This window comes from Enterococcus sp. DIV0210g (assembly GCF_050559705.1).
GTDB lineage: Bacteria > Bacillota > Bacilli > Lactobacillales > Enterococcaceae > Enterococcus_B > Enterococcus_B faecalis_A.
Window position 1 is genome coordinate 544,502 of the sequence record NZ_CP187903.1, and the last position, 15,482, is coordinate 559,983.

Annotated in this window: 14 protein-coding genes and 1 pseudogene; 12 read left to right on the top strand and 3 right to left on the bottom strand. The window is 38.9% G+C overall.

What is annotated here, in order from left to right:
- Nucleotides 1-144: 144 nt before the first annotated feature.
- The 6 genes and pseudogenes from IGI64_RS02700 to IGI64_RS02725 form a co-directional block, all read left to right on the top strand.
- Nucleotides 145-357 (top strand): annotated as a pseudogene (locus IGI64_RS02700) (hypothetical protein); the annotation flags it as partial.
- 585 nt (nucleotides 358-942) lie between these two features.
- A complete protein-coding gene (locus IGI64_RS02705; protein WP_429939404.1) occupies nucleotides 943-1,959 on the top strand; it encodes a peptidase inhibitor family I36 protein in 1,017 nt (338 codons plus the stop codon).
- Between the two features lie 274 nt (nucleotides 1,960-2,233).
- Nucleotides 2,234-2,908: a two-component system response regulator SapR gene (gene sapR / locus IGI64_RS02710; RefSeq protein WP_034860902.1), complete on the top strand. Its 675-nt coding sequence runs from the start codon at nucleotides 2,234-2,236 to the stop codon at nucleotides 2,906-2,908.
- A 436-nt stretch (nucleotides 2,909-3,344) separates the two neighbouring features.
- On the top strand, nucleotides 3,345-4,370 hold the full coding sequence (gene sapS / locus IGI64_RS02715; protein WP_016625840.1) for a two-component system sensor histidine kinase SapS: 1,026 nt from the start codon (nucleotides 3,345-3,347) through the stop codon (nucleotides 4,368-4,370).
- Nucleotides 4,371-4,459: 89 nt separating this feature from the next.
- The gene (locus IGI64_RS02720; RefSeq protein ID WP_016625839.1) at nucleotides 4,460-5,326 is read left to right on the top strand and encodes a GRP family sugar transporter; all 867 of its coding nucleotides are present in this window, start codon (nucleotides 4,460-4,462) and stop codon (nucleotides 5,324-5,326) included.
- Nucleotides 5,327-5,520: 194 nt separating this feature from the next.
- Nucleotides 5,521-6,906, top strand: coding sequence for an amino acid permease (locus tag IGI64_RS02725; protein WP_429939405.1), 1,386 nt, complete (start codon nucleotides 5,521-5,523; stop codon nucleotides 6,904-6,906).
- A gap of 43 nt (nucleotides 6,907-6,949) precedes the next feature.
- Here the strand turns inward: IGI64_RS02725 and IGI64_RS02730 are convergent, their stop codons facing one another.
- Nucleotides 6,950-8,143 carry a toxic anion resistance protein gene (locus IGI64_RS02730; RefSeq protein WP_429939406.1) on the bottom strand — a complete coding sequence of 398 codons (1,194 nt, stop codon included), beginning with the start codon at nucleotides 8,141-8,143 and terminating at the stop codon, nucleotides 6,950-6,952.
- A gap of 20 nt (nucleotides 8,144-8,163) precedes the next feature.
- Nucleotides 8,164-8,832, bottom strand: a complete 669-nt coding sequence (locus IGI64_RS02735) for a 5-bromo-4-chloroindolyl phosphate hydrolysis family protein (protein ID WP_429939407.1) — start codon at nucleotides 8,830-8,832, stop codon at nucleotides 8,164-8,166.
- Between the two features lie 235 nt (nucleotides 8,833-9,067).
- Here IGI64_RS02735 and IGI64_RS02740 point away from each other — a divergent pair, with 235 nt between their 5' ends.
- The 4 genes from IGI64_RS02740 to IGI64_RS02755 are packed head-to-tail and all read left to right on the top strand — an operon-like array spanning nucleotide 9,068 to nucleotide 11,203.
- Nucleotides 9,068-9,631, top strand: a complete 564-nt coding sequence (locus tag IGI64_RS02740) for an NUDIX hydrolase (RefSeq protein ID WP_429939408.1) — start codon at nucleotides 9,068-9,070, stop codon at nucleotides 9,629-9,631.
- Nucleotides 9,632-9,639: 8 nt separating this feature from the next.
- Nucleotides 9,640-9,915 (top strand): cell wall synthase accessory phosphoprotein MacP, encoded by a 276-nt coding sequence (gene macP / locus IGI64_RS02745; protein WP_429939409.1) that lies wholly within the window; start codon nucleotides 9,640-9,642, stop codon nucleotides 9,913-9,915.
- A gap of 16 nt (nucleotides 9,916-9,931) precedes the next feature.
- On the top strand, nucleotides 9,932-10,624 hold the full coding sequence (locus IGI64_RS02750) for a 5'-methylthioadenosine/adenosylhomocysteine nucleosidase (RefSeq protein ID WP_034860897.1): 693 nt from the start codon (nucleotides 9,932-9,934) through the stop codon (nucleotides 10,622-10,624).
- A gap of 12 nt (nucleotides 10,625-10,636) precedes the next feature.
- Nucleotides 10,637-11,203, top strand: a complete 567-nt coding sequence (locus tag IGI64_RS02755; RefSeq protein ID WP_429939410.1) for a cysteine hydrolase family protein — start codon at nucleotides 10,637-10,639, stop codon at nucleotides 11,201-11,203.
- Between the two features lie 157 nt (nucleotides 11,204-11,360).
- Here IGI64_RS02755 and IGI64_RS02760 read toward each other — a convergent pair whose 3' ends face one another.
- The gene (locus IGI64_RS02760; protein ID WP_429939411.1) at nucleotides 11,361-13,265 is read right to left on the bottom strand and encodes a M13 family metallopeptidase; all 1,905 of its coding nucleotides are present in this window, start codon (nucleotides 13,263-13,265) and stop codon (nucleotides 11,361-11,363) included.
- A 157-nt stretch (nucleotides 13,266-13,422) separates the two neighbouring features.
- Between IGI64_RS02760 and IGI64_RS02765 the strand changes: the two genes are divergently transcribed.
- On the top strand, nucleotides 13,423-13,962 hold the full coding sequence (locus IGI64_RS02765; RefSeq protein ID WP_430596474.1) for a C39 family peptidase: 540 nt from the start codon (nucleotides 13,423-13,425) through the stop codon (nucleotides 13,960-13,962).
- A gap of 76 nt (nucleotides 13,963-14,038) precedes the next feature.
- Nucleotides 14,039-15,013, top strand: a complete 975-nt coding sequence (locus IGI64_RS02770; RefSeq protein ID WP_016625829.1) for a ribose-phosphate diphosphokinase — start codon at nucleotides 14,039-14,041, stop codon at nucleotides 15,011-15,013.
- Nucleotides 15,014-15,482: the final 469 nt, after the last annotated feature.

Here is a 15,482-nt window from a genome sequence, read left to right on the forward strand (position 1 = left end):
AGAAAAAAATTGTGGTACACTTGAAGCATGATTTAGCAAACGCATATACTTTGAACAAAAAAAGCGGCTTGAAAGAGGCAGATATCGTATCTGTTTCTTTCAAGCCGCTTTTATGTTTCTTTTAAAATTTGGTTTTCAGTAGTTGATTTTGTCACGAAACCTTTTCAAATCGACGTACTGATTGCTAAAATCAATGCGTTGCTTCGCCGTTCTTATAATTATGCAGAAACAACCAATGAAACGATGATGCATAACGGAACTATTTTAAATGTAGACAACAGCAGCATGGAAAGATCCTCAGCAGGAATCGAAGGATATATTGAAACAAAAGTAGGGCAAGGGTATATCGTGCCATAGAGGTTGTGAGCAAAGCGCTTTGACTTGAGCGTTAAGACTCTTTATTCAGAGAAAATGGCCTTTCACATTTTTTCTGGATAAAGCTTAATGCCGAAAGTCAGCTTTGTGAACACCGTTTAATAGAGGTCATTTTCTCAGTGTTCTGATCTGAGTATTAAGACTCTTTTACAATGCAAAACAACTTTCTATGTTTTGCGTTGTAAAAGCTTAATACCGAGGATCAACTGAGAAAATACCGTTTAACTAGAGGTTGTGAACAACATGGGCTGCTTCAAGAATTAAGAATGACAAATTAGAAATAGCTCCTCATATTTTCCAGTATAAAAACTTATCGCCGCTTGCCGCTTTTTTTGCGGTAAAAACACTGATTTGGTCCTACAAGAGAGAAGAGTCAAAAATTTCTTTCCAAAAATAATTTTTGAAGTAAAGAAAGAATAAATCAAGGGTACACTAAAAGAGGATAGATGGCGCTTCCTTTTGTTTCTCTGCCGAATCGTTCTTATTACTTTTTATCCAGAGGAGGAGGGATTGGACAGAGAAATCAAGAACTAGAGGATAATGATAAACTTAAAGGAGATAACGGAAATGAAAAAAATGATTGGAGTGGCATTGGCAAGTACAGCGCTTTGGACATCGATGATTGGGTTTTCTGACATAGCGAAAGCTGGCAACCTAGATGTTCTAACAATTCAACGCAATTGGGTTATTCCCGAGTTTGAGCATCATAATTTCAATGTTTTTTGGCAAGGTCCGCCAAGTGTTGTCTATAATACAGAAACAGGGGATTATAGGATTGTCGCAAGACCTTGGGGGCAAGTATCCCCCGGAGGAACTTGGCATGCCAGTTATGTTTTACGAGAAAGAACTTCTGGTAATGTCATTTTAAGTGGTCGAGAAAACGATAGCCCCTACTCAGTCACAACGACATTTAGAGATGTAGGAGATATAGGATATACTTTTGAAATAACATCTGTAGATCATCTCTGGTATACTCCCGTAGTTTCCACAATAAATATCAACACAATGAGACCAACTCATCAACGAGTGACTGCTTATATACATTTTAATGGTGAAGGTCAGCATTTAGAAAATGTTGGGATAGCAAATAGAGCAAACCTAGGAAGTTGGAATGACCAGATTTCTTCCCTGCGCATCCAATCAGGAATGAAAGTGACTTTTTACGAAGATAACAATTTTCAAAACGGCTCTAGAACTATCATGAATAATACAAACAGCTTGCAGCTGATTAATATGTCCTCGTTTGGAAACTGGAATGATCGTATCTCTTCTCTGAGTGTAGCGCCGATTACAGGAAATGAATTTGGAGCTAACTTATTCCAAAATAGTAATCAAACGGGACGAGTGATTCGACACACAGATTCTGCTGACAACGCTAATTTAGCAACGAATAACAACTTGAATGATCAAATAAGCGCTATTGAATTGTATCCAAATACAAGAATCATTTTATTTGAACATACTAATTATAATGGGGAGTCTATCTTGTATGAAAACAGAACAAATGGGATGATGAATGTTTCTTTAAGCAACACAGATTGGAACGATCGTATCTCTTCCTATCGAGTCACTCGATTGAATTAAAAGAACCATTCCCACACCGCAAGCACATAGAAACGCCCCTTAACGCACATAGAAAAAATTTGCGGTGTAACGAAATATCATATATACATATATTTTCAACTAAACAAAAACAGTTTGAAAGAAACAGATAAGATATCTGGCTCTTTCAAACTGTTTTTGTGTTTCTTTAAGCAGTAGAAAGAATATCTATGTTTCTTTTAAAATTTGGTTTTCAGCTGTTTTTTCTTAGAATCTTTGTTATGGTATAGTGGAGAGAAAAAGTGGAGGGATGAACATGGCAAAAATCATGGTTGTCGAAGATGAAGAGGTTATCCGCGACCTGATAATGGAAGAACTTGAAAAATGGCAATTTGAGACATTTGGAACCACAGATTTCGAACAGGTATTCAATGATTTTGAACAGGAAGACCCGCAGTTGATTTTGTTAGATATCAATTTACCTGTATTTGACGGTTATTATTGGTGCCAAAAAATCCGTGAAGTCTCAAAAGTCCCGATCATTTTCATTTCAAGCCGTAATACAAATATGGACATGATCATGGCAATGAATATGGGAGCAGATGATTTTGTCACGAAACCTTTTCAAATCGACGTACTGATTGCTAAAATCAATGCGCTGCTTCGCCGTTCTTATAATTATGCAGAAACAACCAATGAAACGATGACGCATAACGGAATTATTTTAAATGTAGACAACAGCAGCATGGAAATCAATGGGGAAACCATCGATCTCAGTAAAAATGAATACCGGCTGTTATACATATTGATGAAACAGCATGGAAAGATCCTCAGCAGGGAAAAACTGCTGCGGGCGCTGTGGGACGATGAACGGTTTGTGGATGATAATACGCTGACTGTCAACATCAATCGTCTGCGCAGAAAAATCGAGCAAGCAGGAATCGAAGGATATATTGAGACAAAAGTAGGGCAAGGGTATATCGTGCCATAGAGGTTGTGAAAAAGCTGTTTAGCCTCAAGCATTAAAGAAGAATCCGTTAAAATAGCTTTCCATATTTTAACGGATTTTGAGTTAATGCCGAAGAGGCTAGCTTTTGAACACCGTTTGGCTAGAGGTTGTGAACTCAGCGTTCTGCTTTGAGCAGTAAGGAGGATTTTTCGAAAGTCGCTTCTCAGACTTTTGCAAAAATTTGACTTAGTGCCGAGAAGCAGATGAGTGAACACCGTTTAACTAGAGGTCATTTTCTCAGTGTTCTAATCTGAGTATCAAGACTCTTTATCCAGAGAAAATGGCTTTTCACATTTTTTCTGGATAAAGCTTAATACTGAAAACCAGATTTTCAAATACCATTTTAACAACTAGCAAAAGTGAGTTGCTCAGAAAAAATCTGCAAGCTCACTTTTTTAGTTCAAGCAAAGGAGAATTTATGAAATTCAGAGATTATTTAAAAGATCAGTGGTCGTTGATCCTCGGCTGGCTTTTTTTTGTGCTCCTCACCGCATTTGTGATGTGGCTGACGCCAGATATCACCATTGACTGGGAAATCATCGCTTATTTGATGCTGATTGAGGCGGTTTTTTTAATTGTCTATCTTACGGCTGTTTATCTAAGTAAGCGACGCTGGTGGAAAAAACTTGATGCAGAACGTAAAGAATCTCCGCTGCAAAATTATCTGGACGGCGGACACACATCCGAAGAAAAATTAGTCGAAGAATATGTCAATCAGTTGATCCGAGATCATCAAGAGGTGATGCAAGAAGCAATCACCAATCAAAAAAATCAAAAAGACTATATTGATTCTTGGGTCCATGAAATCAAGGTACCGCTAGCTGCTTCTGAATTGCTCGTCCGTTCCATTGAATTTGACATTGACGACCAAAAATATATGCAATTAGAAAATGAGTTAGCGAAAATCAACGAGTATGTAGAACAAGTTTTGTATTATGCTCGTTTAGATAGTTTTTCTAGAGATTATCTGATCCAAGAATACGATTTGAAGGCAATCATCCAGCCTGTGATCCGCAGCCAAGCAAACTATTTTATCCAAAAAAATCTGCATTACGAGATTATAGGAGAAGACCAGCCAGTACTAACAGATGCAAAGTGGGTAGCGTTTATTTTTCAGCAATTGATCAGCAATGCGATAAAATATACACCTAATCATGGCAAAATCGAAATCCGTATCGAAAAAACAGAAAATGGTGTGAAACTTCTTCTGAAAGACTCAGGGATCGGCATACCAAAAGAAGATCTTGGACGAATTTTTGATAAAGGATTTACTGGGACAAACGGTCGGTTAAGCAAGCAGCATTCCACTGGTTTAGGCTTATATTTAGCGAAAAGTTTAGCTGAAAAGCTAGGAATCGAATTGTCCGCCGAATCAGTTGAAAAAAAAGGGACAACCATGGTATTATTCTTCCCAACATTAAATTTTTATAATGAAAAACGTTAGAAAATCGTGAGAGTTGAAATTTTTTTCTTGTGTTGTTAACGTTTTCCTTGATAAGTTTTTTTACATGTGAAAAATAAAGGAGAATAGACATGGAGATTTTAATAGCATTAGTACCTATGCTTGCATGGGGTAGTATTGGTTTAGTCAGTGGTAAAATTGGCGGAGACGCAAATCAACAGACATTAGGAATGACAATTGGCGCGTTTTTATTCTCGCTGATCGTATTTTTCGTCGTTGGTCCTACAATTACACCATGGGTTTTCTTGATTGGATTTTTATCAGGTCTAGCATGGAGTGTTGGTCAAAATGGTCAGTTCCACGGAATGAAATTTATGGGCGTATCTGTAGGTTTGCCTCTTTCAACTGGTTTTCAATTAATTTTGAATACGATTGCGGGAGCCGTTTTCTTCCATGAATGGACAAAAACGAAAGATTTTGTATACGGATTCCTTGCACTAGCTTTGCTTGTCCTAGGTGCCTATTTAACAGCGCGCCGCGACAAAAATGCTGCACCTGACACAGACAACAAAATGTTTGATTTTGCTAAAGGTTTCAGAGCATTGATTTATTCAACAATTGGTTATGGTGTGTATACGATTATCATCAACTGGGCTGGACTTGATGCATTGGCTGTTATCTTACCACAAAGTATCGGTATGATTTTAGGCGCAAGCTTCTTTGCCTTCAAGAAAGTTAAAATGGACCAATATGTTTGGAAAAACATGGCTTCAGGACTATTGTGGGGCTTAGGGAATATCTGTATGTTATTGACAGTTAAGAGCCTTGGACTAGCAGTTGGTTTCTCACTTTCTCAAATGGGGATCATCATTTCTACACTTGGCGGAATCTTCATCTTAGGTGAAAGAAAAACTAAAAAAGAACTTGTTTACGTAGTTACTGGTTGTATTTTAGTTATTTTAGGTGGTATTCTATTAGGGTACATGAAAACAGCTTAATAAGCTGTTTTCTTTTTGAGAAGAAGTGATGGAATGAAGTATTTGTACATTGGACAGCTTTCATGACTTCAAGATTTCCGTCAGCTTTAAGCTGACGGAAGAAATCATTTTTTGCTCATTCAAATTTAAGAGGATGTGAATAGCCATTTTTGACTATTTTCACATCCTCTTTTTTTAAAAAGGGGGAAGACTAAATGGATTTGTTCCGTAAAAAGACAATTGAAAACAATAAAATAAGCGGAATGAAAAAAGAACTAAAAACAGCTGATTTGATCATGTTGGGCGTCGGTGCAATCATTGGAACGGGGATTTTCGTCGTTACTGGTGTGGCAGCGAATCAAAATGCAGGACCAGCGCTGTCACTTTCATTCGTCTTAGCTGCAATTGTTGTAGTGTTATCTGGGTTAAGCTTTGCTGAATTTTCTTCACGCGTACCTGTTATTGGCGGACCGTATGCTTATTTATATGTTGTGTTTGGTGAATTTGCGGCGTGGTTGACAGGCTGGCTGCTGATTTGTGAATTTTTATTAGCGGTTTCATCTGTCGCATCTGGCTGGTCTGGTTATGTACAAGGATTCTTAGCCAGTTTTGGCGTGAATTTGTCTCAAGCACTGACAGGAGGATATAACGCAGCGAACGGAACGTATATTGATTTGATCGCAGTATTAGTAGTTATTTTTGTTACGTACATTGTATCTTTAGAAGCGAAAAAAGCCTTGCGTCTGAATAATATGATGGTTGTTGTTAAATTTGCCATTATTTTATTGTTCGTTGCAGTAGGGATCTTCTTCGTGAAGCCTGACAATTGGCAACCGTTTATGCCTTTTGGTTTTTCTGGTGTCCTAGATGGCGCAGCATTAGTTTTCTTTGCTTTTCTAGGATTTGATGCCGTAGCGATGGCTGCTGAAGAAGTAAAGAATCCGCAAAAAGATGTGCCGAGAGGAATCATTGGTTCGATTTTGATTGCAACAGCATTATATATCGTGGTGACATTGATTTTGACAGGAATGGTCCCATTTACAGAACTAGGTGTGAATGATCCTGTGGCATTTGCGATGCGTTATATCGGACATGGAAGTATCGGCGGAGTTATTTCTGTTGGCGCGATTTTGACCCTTTTGACAGTGACGATCTCTATGATGTATTCGTTGGCACGTTTATTGTATGCAATCAGCAGTGATGGACTTTTGCCTAGTTATATGAAAGAAATCGATAAAAAGCATCATACGCCTAAAAAGGCCACATATACAGCAGGGATCATCGCGATGATCTTTGCAGGTGCTTTTCCATTGGATATCTTAGCAGAATTGACGAATATCAGTGCGTTAGCCTATCTAATGCTCGTCAGTTTAGGGCTGTTGAAATTGAGAAAAATGTTTGGCCAGCCGAAAAAAGGGGAGTTCAAAGTACCTTTTGTACCGCTGCTGCCGATTCTTTCCATTGCAGCGTGTGTAGTCTTGATGTTGCGACTGCAAGCAGTAACCTGGCTTGTTTTTGCCATCGTAATGGTCATTAGTTTAGTGATTTATTTTGGTTATGGGTATAAACACAGCTTAATGAATGAAAAAATCAATAAATAAAAAGAAGTTGCAGACGAACGAAACCGCTCGTCTGCAACCTTTTTTATTGTGTCAGATCCAATAATTTTTGTTTCAGATCTTCTTCCATGTGGGTTAGTTCTACTTCCGCATGGCGACGTTTTTCTTTTCCTTCTTGTTGGATACGTAATGTTTCTTGGATAGTTTCCACAAGATCATTTTGTGTTTTTTGCAATGTTTCGATATCTACGATGCCGCGTTCATTTTCTTTGGCTGTTTCGATTGCAGAGATTTTCAACATTTCAGAATTTTTCTTCAGCAAGTCATTCGTTGTTTCAGAGACTTGGCGTTGTGCAGTAACAGCATCTTTTTGACGAAGAAGAGTTAAAGCAATCACAACTTGGTTTTTCCAAAGCGGAATCGCTGTTGCGACAGAAGCTTGGATTTTTTCCGCTAATGCTTGGTTTGTGTTTTGGATCAAACGAATCTGCGGTGCTTGTTGGATCGTGATTTGACGAGCTAAACGCAAATCGTGTGTTCGTTTATCTAGACGATCTAGGAATTGTGTATAGTCATTTGCGATCTGTACATCCATTTGGTCGCCTGTTTCTTCTGCTTTTTTCATCGCTGCGGGGATCGTCACGGTTTGAAGTTCTTCCATTTTCAATTCACCAGCTGCAATGTAAATGTTCAACGCATCGAAGTAATCTTTGTTTTTTTGATAAAGTTGTTCAAGCATCAAGTTGTCTTTTAACAGACCGTCTTTTTCTTTATCTAGTTTGACAGCGATTTTGTCGATTTGTGCGCCGATTTTTTGGTATTTTGCGGTTACTTCATAAATGGATTGTTTTACTTTACCAAACACACGTTGGAAAATGTTTCCTTCTCCTGCACGAAGTTCATCGGGATTTGCTTCTTGTAAACGATACATCAATTCAGTCAAAGAATCTCCGACAGGCCCGATGTCTTGTACTTGGACGTGGTTCAGCATCGATTGCGAGAACTCGCTCAATTTGGTTTGTGCTGCTGATCCGTAGCTGATAACTGACTGGGCATCGGCTGTGTCGATCTTTGCCGCTAATTCTTTTGCTTGAGCTTGACGTTCAGGCGGTAATTTGTCGATCAAACGTGCTGCCTGCTGTTGTTCTTGCAGCTGAGTGATTTCTGCTTCTTGCGACTGTGTCAGTGAATTCGTCGGTGTTGAAAATGGATTATTTAAAAGATCTTCTAACGTGTCGTTGACAGGTGTCACGTCCGTTGGTTTATTTTCTTCATTCATCATAAGTTCCTCCTATGATCTTAGGATTTTGTATCGGTGTTTGTTCTATTATTATCTTGTTTTAAACTGTTTTTTGCAATTGAAATCTCTACATCGATGTCTTCTAGATCATCTGCAACAAAACGTTGGTAATCTTGGCTGATCAGACTAGCCAGCTGATCGATGATTTGCGCGCTTTCTTCTAATTTTGCATAGGTCTGCTTGTTTTTGATTTCATGATCATTGATCTCGATATATTTATCTGTCAAATCAATCAAGTTAGGCAAGTGCGTATAAAGAAAGTGGCTGGCTTCATGGAGCCGTGTTGGTTCTTTAACTAATTCTTTGAATAAAGCTTTGGAAGCTTTCGTTGTATTGTGGCGTAAATCGATTGCTTTTAATTTTGCTGTTTTGTTCATGTTTTCTTGCAGTTTCGTGATATCTGCTTTTGTTTGGTGCATCGTTTGTCTAAAAAGATCGATCTCACTAGATGACATACCGCTTGTTAAATAGTGTTCTTCCAAATCTTTAGACAATCCAGGCATTTCTGCTTGTGTTGTTTTTTTGTTTTTCCCGCCGAATATGCCCCAAAGCAGCAGAGCAGCACCAAATAGGAAAATCCAAGTGACACCAGAAGTTGTGCCTGCATGCCCAATGAAGACCATACCAAGAATCAAAACGATCAAAAACAGCCAGGTGCGTTTTTTCATATATACTCCCTCCAGAAGTTCGATTATTGGGTTATTTACCGGTTAACCTTCTTTTCGTTTACTTTATTTATTTTAGCACAGTCCTCCTGGAAAAGAGTATCCGTCTAAAGATTGATTTTATAGATTTAGAGAATTTGTAAGATTTACTTATGGTAAACTAAAGAAGAGTAAGACGACAAATTGAAAAAAATCGTCAAAGCGGTTATTATTACAAAGAAAGTATGGTGGATAGAGTATGATGGAGTATGAGCAATTTGAAGAGAAGACGCTAGAGCGCAAAGAAATATTCAAAGGGAAAATCATCGATGTCGCTGTTGACCAAGTCCGCTTGCCCGATGGAAAAATCGGACAGCGGGAATTAGTTTTTCATCCTGGTGGTGTAGGGATCGTTGCCTTTGATGAGCAAGATCGGCTGCTTTTGGTGAAACAATTTAGAAAACCTTTAGAAAAAGTGATTTTAGAGATTCCTGCTGGCAAAATCGATCCAGGAGAAAATAACAGCCCTGAAAAAACTGCACTGAGAGAACTGGAAGAAGAAACCGGCTATCGCGCACAATCTTTGACACACCTGACTTCAATGTATCTATCTCCAGGATTTGCGAACGAAATACTGCACATCTATCATGCGCATGATTTAGAAAAAGCACTGAAACCTTTGGAACAAGACGAAGATGAAGTGCTTGAACTTTACGCACTGACTTTACCTGAAGCAAAACAAGCAATCGCAGATCAAGTAATCTGTGATGCAAAAACATTATATGCTATCCAATATTGGGAACTATCTGCGGGAAGAAAGTAGGAAGATACATGGCGAAAGGACCGTTGATTACGCGTTCAGAGATTCGCAGACGCCAACAAGAAGAAGCGCTGCGGGCACAACGGGAATCTGAAAAAAGTTATAGACAGGAAGAAAAGAAGATTTCAAATTTCTATCGTAAAGAAAAAAAAAAGAACCGGCCTGTAACGAAAACAAGGACAGGCGAACGAGAAAGACAGAACAAATGGAATTCATTTTTGATGAAAGCATTGATCATCGTTATTTTGATGCTTTGTGTCGTCTTTTTAGCAATTGCATTTATTTAAGAAAGAAGGATTATTTATGAAAATCGGTATTATCGGAGCAATGGAAGAAGAAATCAAGATTTTAAGAGAACATTTAAGCGAACCGTTATCTTGGGAACGTGCAGGAGCGCTTTTCATTTCAGGATCTTTGGGACGGCATGAGGTCATCATTGTTCGTTCAGGTATCGGAAAAGTTCTTGCTTCTATTACAACAAGTTTATTGATTCAGCAATATGGCGTAAACATGGTTATCAACACTGGTTCTGCCGGCGGGATCGGTCAAGGATTGCAAGTGGGAGATATCGTGATCTCAGATAAAGTCGCTTATTTTGATGCAGATGCAACAGGTTTCGGCTATAAACCAGGTCAATTGCCAGGAATGCCTTTATACTATGAAGCAAGCAAATATTTACGCAGCGAAATGGAAAAAGCCGCTGAAGCAGCGAATTTGAATGCCAAACAAGGATTGATCGTTACTGGGGATACATTTGTGGATTCGCCTGATAAAGTAAAAGAGATCTTGACGAATTTCCCTGAAGCATTGGCTTGTGAAATGGAAGGTGCCGCAGTAGGACAAACGGCCCGCCAATTCAACATCCCATTCTTGATCGTTCGTGCAATGAGCGATACAGCAGATCATCAAGCAACAAAAAGTTTTGACGAATTTATTGAAGAAGCAGGAAAACGTTCTGCGGACATGGTTATCCAATTTGTCCGTCATCTTGTTTAGGAGGTCTTTGACATGAAAGCATTGATTTCGATTGATTACACGAATGACTTTGTCGCTTCAGACGGCAAACTGACTACTGGTGAAGCAGGACAAATTATTGAGCCGGCTTTGATTCGAAATACGAAAAAATTTATCGATAATAAAGACTTTGTGGTTTTTGCAATCGATGCACATGATCCAAATGATTCTTTTCATCCTGAAAATAAATTGTTTCCGCCGCACAATGTGATTGGAACGGAAGGCCGTGATTTATACGGCAAGCTTTCTGAACTTTATGCGCAAAATAAAGAGCAGGGAAATGTTTATTGGATGGACAAGAGACATTATTCTGCTTTTAGCGGGACAGATTTAGATGTCCGCTTAAGAGAACGAAAAATAACAGAGATTTATCTAACAGGTGTCTGCACAGATATTTGTGTACTGCATACGGCAGTAGATGCCTATAATCTAGGGTATGATCTGTATATCTATGAAGATTCTGTAGCTAGCTTTGATCCAGCAGGGCATGAATGGGCATTACGCCATTTCGAAACAGCCTTGGGTGCAAAAATCATCAAAGAAACAAATGCAATCGATTAATTAAAAAAAGAAGCTCGACATCTTGTGTCGGGCTTCTTTTTTATGGTGTTTACAGCATTGCTTCTGCGGAATTAAGTTCAAAAAAGCGAAAAACATGAGAAGCTGTTTTTACTTTTTTGTCCTTAATTCTTGAAGCAGAACATGCTGCTCACAACCTCTACCAGATATGCACTCTCTTTTCTGGTGCTAGATACATTTCGTCTGCTTCAGTGATAGCAAAGGTCTCATAAAATTCTTCCAGATTTTTTGGTTGGACATTTGCCCGAAGTTTCGTTGGCGCATGTACATCGATTTGTAATAAAAGAGCTTGATATTCTGGTTTTGCTTTCGTACGCCAAATCGTTGCCCAATTGACAAAGAAGTCTTCCAACGAAACATCTTCTTCTTGTTTTGCTGCTTCTAGTGCGCAGCTGAGACCGCCAGCATCAGCGATATTTTCAGATACAGTTAATTTTCCATTTACTTTTCCATCAGCAAAAGGCAGTTGATCAAATTGTTGGATCATTGCTTCGGCTTTTGCTTGGAATTGTTTGAAATCTTCGTCTGTCCACCAGTTATTTAGGTTACCGAATTCATCGAATAATGCCCCGTTGTTGTCAAATGCGTGGGAGATCTCGTGCGCGATTACTGCACCGATACCGCCGAAATTAGCCGAACTTGATTGGTCGATACTGTAAAAAGGCGCTTGTAAAATCGCTGCTGGGAAAACAATGACGTTACGGAATGGATGGTAGTAAGCATTCACTGTATTCGCACTCATTTCCCATTCGGAACGATCAACAGGCTTATTCCATTTGCTTAAACGATCTTTGTAAGACAATTTGCTGAAATGTAAAGCATTGCTTAATAAAGTGCCGCCTTCTTCTGCTGGAACTGTAATAAATTGGTCAAATAAAGCTGGGATCTTGTCTGGATAACCTACTTGGATGCCCAGTTTGTCTAATTTGGTGATGGCTTTTTCTCTTGTTTTGCTGCTTAACCAAGTGTTGTTTTCCAGACGTTTTTTATAAACGCCAATCATTTTTTCAATCATTTGTTTTACGTCGTTTTTGGCAGCTTCACCAAAATATTTTTTGCCATAGTAGTCCCCAATCACTTGGTCAAATTGACGAAGGGCTAAATAGTACGCTGCTTTTTTCTGCGGCATCGCTTCTTCTGTACCAGATAAAATACGAGAGAACGTACCGCTGATTTGACGAAACTCTTCTGAAAGATAACTGCTTAATCCGCGTACAGTTTGAACAATCATCCAACTGCGCATCAATGGAAAGTGTGTGGTTGTCAAGATTTCTGAAAGATGCTCGAAATAAACTGGATCTGTGACGATCACTTTGTCTGGTTCTGTGCCAATCAGACCTAAAACCGTTTTTTTCAAGTCGATCAAAGAAGTATGCTGGATAAATGTGTCAAAAGATTGCGGATTATACATTTCACTGTAATTAGCATTCTCTTCAGCACTTTTCACATGAGGCGCAAGCATTTTATCAAAGCAAATCGCTTGTTCTGTGATTGTTTCGGCTTCTGTTTTTTCTTTTCCGGCGAGCTCTAACAATTGCACCATCATATCGAAAAAGACAGACAGAAGCTGTGCGCCGTTTGGATGGTCCGCTTCATAATAAGTTTTGTCAGGTAAAAACAAAGAAGGCGGAGAAGCAAAGAAAGCATGTGTCTGTGCATTTTTCATATCTGCATCTACATCAAAGTCGATCGGAAGCGGCAGACTTTCAAACAGCCAATCAGGTAAGGCTGCATTTAATGTGTCAAAAGAATCCAGTTGTTCGATTTTTTCCAGAAGCGGAAGGAGCGGCTTTGCGCCAGCTTCATTTCTTTTTGGATAATCGTTAGCAAGTTTATAGTAAGCTAAAAAGTTTTGCAGTTTTGAAGAAAGTTTCTGCGGTTCTTCCGCCATCTTTTCTACATCAGCCATCAACTGTTTATCGATTGTTTGGACCAAGACTTCAAAACCGCCAGTTGCTGGTTTGTCCGCCGGGATAACAGCTGATTTTAGCCATTCTTCATTTACTGCTTCGTAAAAATCTTTTTTTGCTAAAATTTTATCCATTATTGTATCCTCCTTTTGATTTAATGACCTTATTATCTAACAAGTTTGGTTTTTTAACAATCCACAGCAAATAAACAAATCGATTTGTTTTTTCTTTCGGGTCACTTATAATTGAAATGAGGTGAGGAAGCTGAAAAATCAAAAAGCAGATCAACCAGTGATTAAAGATAGCCAATGGACAGGTATCTCTGAAGAACATTTTGCACGTTACAAAAATTGGAAGACACCCTCTGGCAATTTGTGCGGTACTTATGCAGCGGCAGTTTTGCTTGCTTATTATCAGGATCAGCTCGATGAAAACATTTTACCGAGAGAAATCCGAAAAAAAGCGGGAGACCGAAAAGTGCTGATCGATTTTTTACAAGCGTGCATCCAACCAGCAGGATATCCAACGATTCCTTTTCAAGTCAGCCGAGGGTTAAAGAAACTATGCCAAACGTTTCAGCTCCCTTATAAACCTAGAAGTACGTCTGTGGGTTCATGGCAGCGGGCAACGAAACGGATCAACCAAGGAAAGCCTGTGATACTCGGTATTCTAAAAGTTTTAGGAAGTACTTACGGCAATCATTGGGTCGTCGCTTACGCGTATGCAGAGACGGATTCTGGCGAGAGATATTACAAAGTACATGACAATTGGGGAAACTATAAACAAGTCATTCCAGCTTCTTGGGCGAATGGAACTGTTTCTTTTACATGATTATTTACTGAAAACCACAGAAAATATCAAAAATATATGTTAAAATGTCAAAGAATAGAAGTTTAAGGAGGACTACATGGGTAAAAAGTATCAGGACGATACATTAAAAATCTTTAGTTTGAATGGGAATCGTCCATTAGCAGAAAAAATCGCAAAAGTCTTTGGGACAGAACTAGGAAAAAGCGTGGTAAAACAGTTCAGTGATGGCGAGATCTCAATGAACATCGAAGAAAGTATTCGAGGAGACCATGTTTATATCGTCCAATCAACTAATGCACCAGTAAATGATTATTATATGGAATTATTGATCATGATCGATGCAATGAAACGCGCCAGCGCAAAAACAATCAATGTAGTTCTGCCTTATTATGGTTATGCACGACAAGACCGTACCGCAAAACCGCATGAGCCGATCACAGCAAAATTGATTGCGAACTTGATCGAAGAAGCAGGTGCGACACGTGTATTGACGCTTGATTTGCATACTGTGCAAGTCCAAGGATTTTTTGATATTCCTGTAGATAACTTATTTACAATGCCTTTGTTTGCCCATTATTATCGTGAATTAGGCCTGATGGGAGACGATATCGTTGTTGTTACACCAAAAAACAGCGGTGTGCAGCGTGCTAGAAGCTTATCAGAATACTTGAACAGCACATTAGCAATCGTTGACCATGCAGAAGATGGTGACCCTGACAGCGGCTATGTGATTGGGGATGTTGAAGGAAAAACATGTATCATGGTCGATGATATTTTGAATACCGGAGCCACTCTGGCACGAGCAGCAAAAGTTTTAGAAAAAAGCGGAGCAAAAGATATTTATGCCTGCGCTTCACACGGACTTTTGTCACCTCCTGCAAAAGAAATATTAGAGAATGCGCCAATCAAAGATATCTGCATCACAGACTCTGTTTGGACAGTCCCAGAAAGACAACCCGAACAGTTGACGATCGTTACTTGTTCTGAATTGATGGGAGAAGCAGTGAAACGAATCCATGAAAATACGCCAATGAGTCCGCTGTTTCGATTAGAACAAAAAGATTTTGAATAAAGAGGTCATGAAAGAACCGTTCAGCTCCGAGCATTAAAGAAGAATTTCGTAAAATAGATTCTCATATTTTGCGGAATTTTGAGTTAATGCCGAAGGAGTTGGTTCTTGAATACCGTTTTGATAGAGGTTGTTTTCTCAGTGCTCTGATCTGAGCATTAAGACTCTTTTCTGCTGGAAAATAGCTTTTCATATTTTTCAGCAGAAAAGCTTAATGCCGAAGATCAACTGAGAAAACACCGTTTAAGAAGAGGTTGTGAGCAAAGCGTTTTAACTTGAGCAATTAAGACTCTTTATCCAGAGAAAATGGCTTTTCACATTTTTTCTGGATAAAGCTTAATGCTGAAAGTCAGCTTTGCGAACACCATTTAGATAGAGGTCATGAAAGAACCGCTCAGCTCCGAGCATTAAGACTCTTTTAAAATTGAAAATAGTTTTTCCTAAATAAAGCTTAGCGACAAAAGTTTTTTTA

Excerpts from the sequence above, each read along its gene's own strand:
- IGI64_RS02705 (WP_429939404.1), top strand. The coding sequence starts at position 943 with ATGAAAAAAATGATTGGAGTGGCATTGGCAAGTACAGCGCTTTGGACA.
- sapR (WP_034860902.1), top strand. The coding sequence starts at position 2,234 with ATGGCAAAAATCATGGTTGTCGAAGATGAAGAGGTTATCCGCGACCTG.
- sapS (WP_016625840.1), top strand. The coding sequence starts at position 3,345 with ATGAAATTCAGAGATTATTTAAAAGATCAGTGGTCGTTGATCCTCGGC.
- IGI64_RS02720 (WP_016625839.1), top strand. The coding sequence starts at position 4,460 with ATGGAGATTTTAATAGCATTAGTACCTATGCTTGCATGGGGTAGTATT.
- IGI64_RS02725 (WP_429939405.1), top strand. The coding sequence starts at position 5,521 with ATGGATTTGTTCCGTAAAAAGACAATTGAAAACAATAAAATAAGCGGA.
- IGI64_RS02730 (WP_429939406.1), bottom strand. The coding sequence starts at position 8,143 with ATGAATGAAGAAAATAAACCAACGGACGTGACACCTGTCAACGACACG.
- IGI64_RS02735 (WP_429939407.1), bottom strand. The coding sequence starts at position 8,832 with ATGAAAAAACGCACCTGGCTGTTTTTGATCGTTTTGATTCTTGGTATG.
- IGI64_RS02740 (WP_429939408.1), top strand. The coding sequence starts at position 9,068 with ATGATGGAGTATGAGCAATTTGAAGAGAAGACGCTAGAGCGCAAAGAA.
- macP (WP_429939409.1), top strand. The coding sequence starts at position 9,640 with ATGGCGAAAGGACCGTTGATTACGCGTTCAGAGATTCGCAGACGCCAA.
- IGI64_RS02750 (WP_034860897.1), top strand. The coding sequence starts at position 9,932 with ATGAAAATCGGTATTATCGGAGCAATGGAAGAAGAAATCAAGATTTTA.
- IGI64_RS02755 (WP_429939410.1), top strand. The coding sequence starts at position 10,637 with ATGAAAGCATTGATTTCGATTGATTACACGAATGACTTTGTCGCTTCA.
- IGI64_RS02760 (WP_429939411.1), bottom strand. The coding sequence starts at position 13,265 with ATGGATAAAATTTTAGCAAAAAAAGATTTTTACGAAGCAGTAAATGAA.
- IGI64_RS02770 (WP_016625829.1), top strand. The coding sequence starts at position 14,039 with ATGGGTAAAAAGTATCAGGACGATACATTAAAAATCTTTAGTTTGAAT.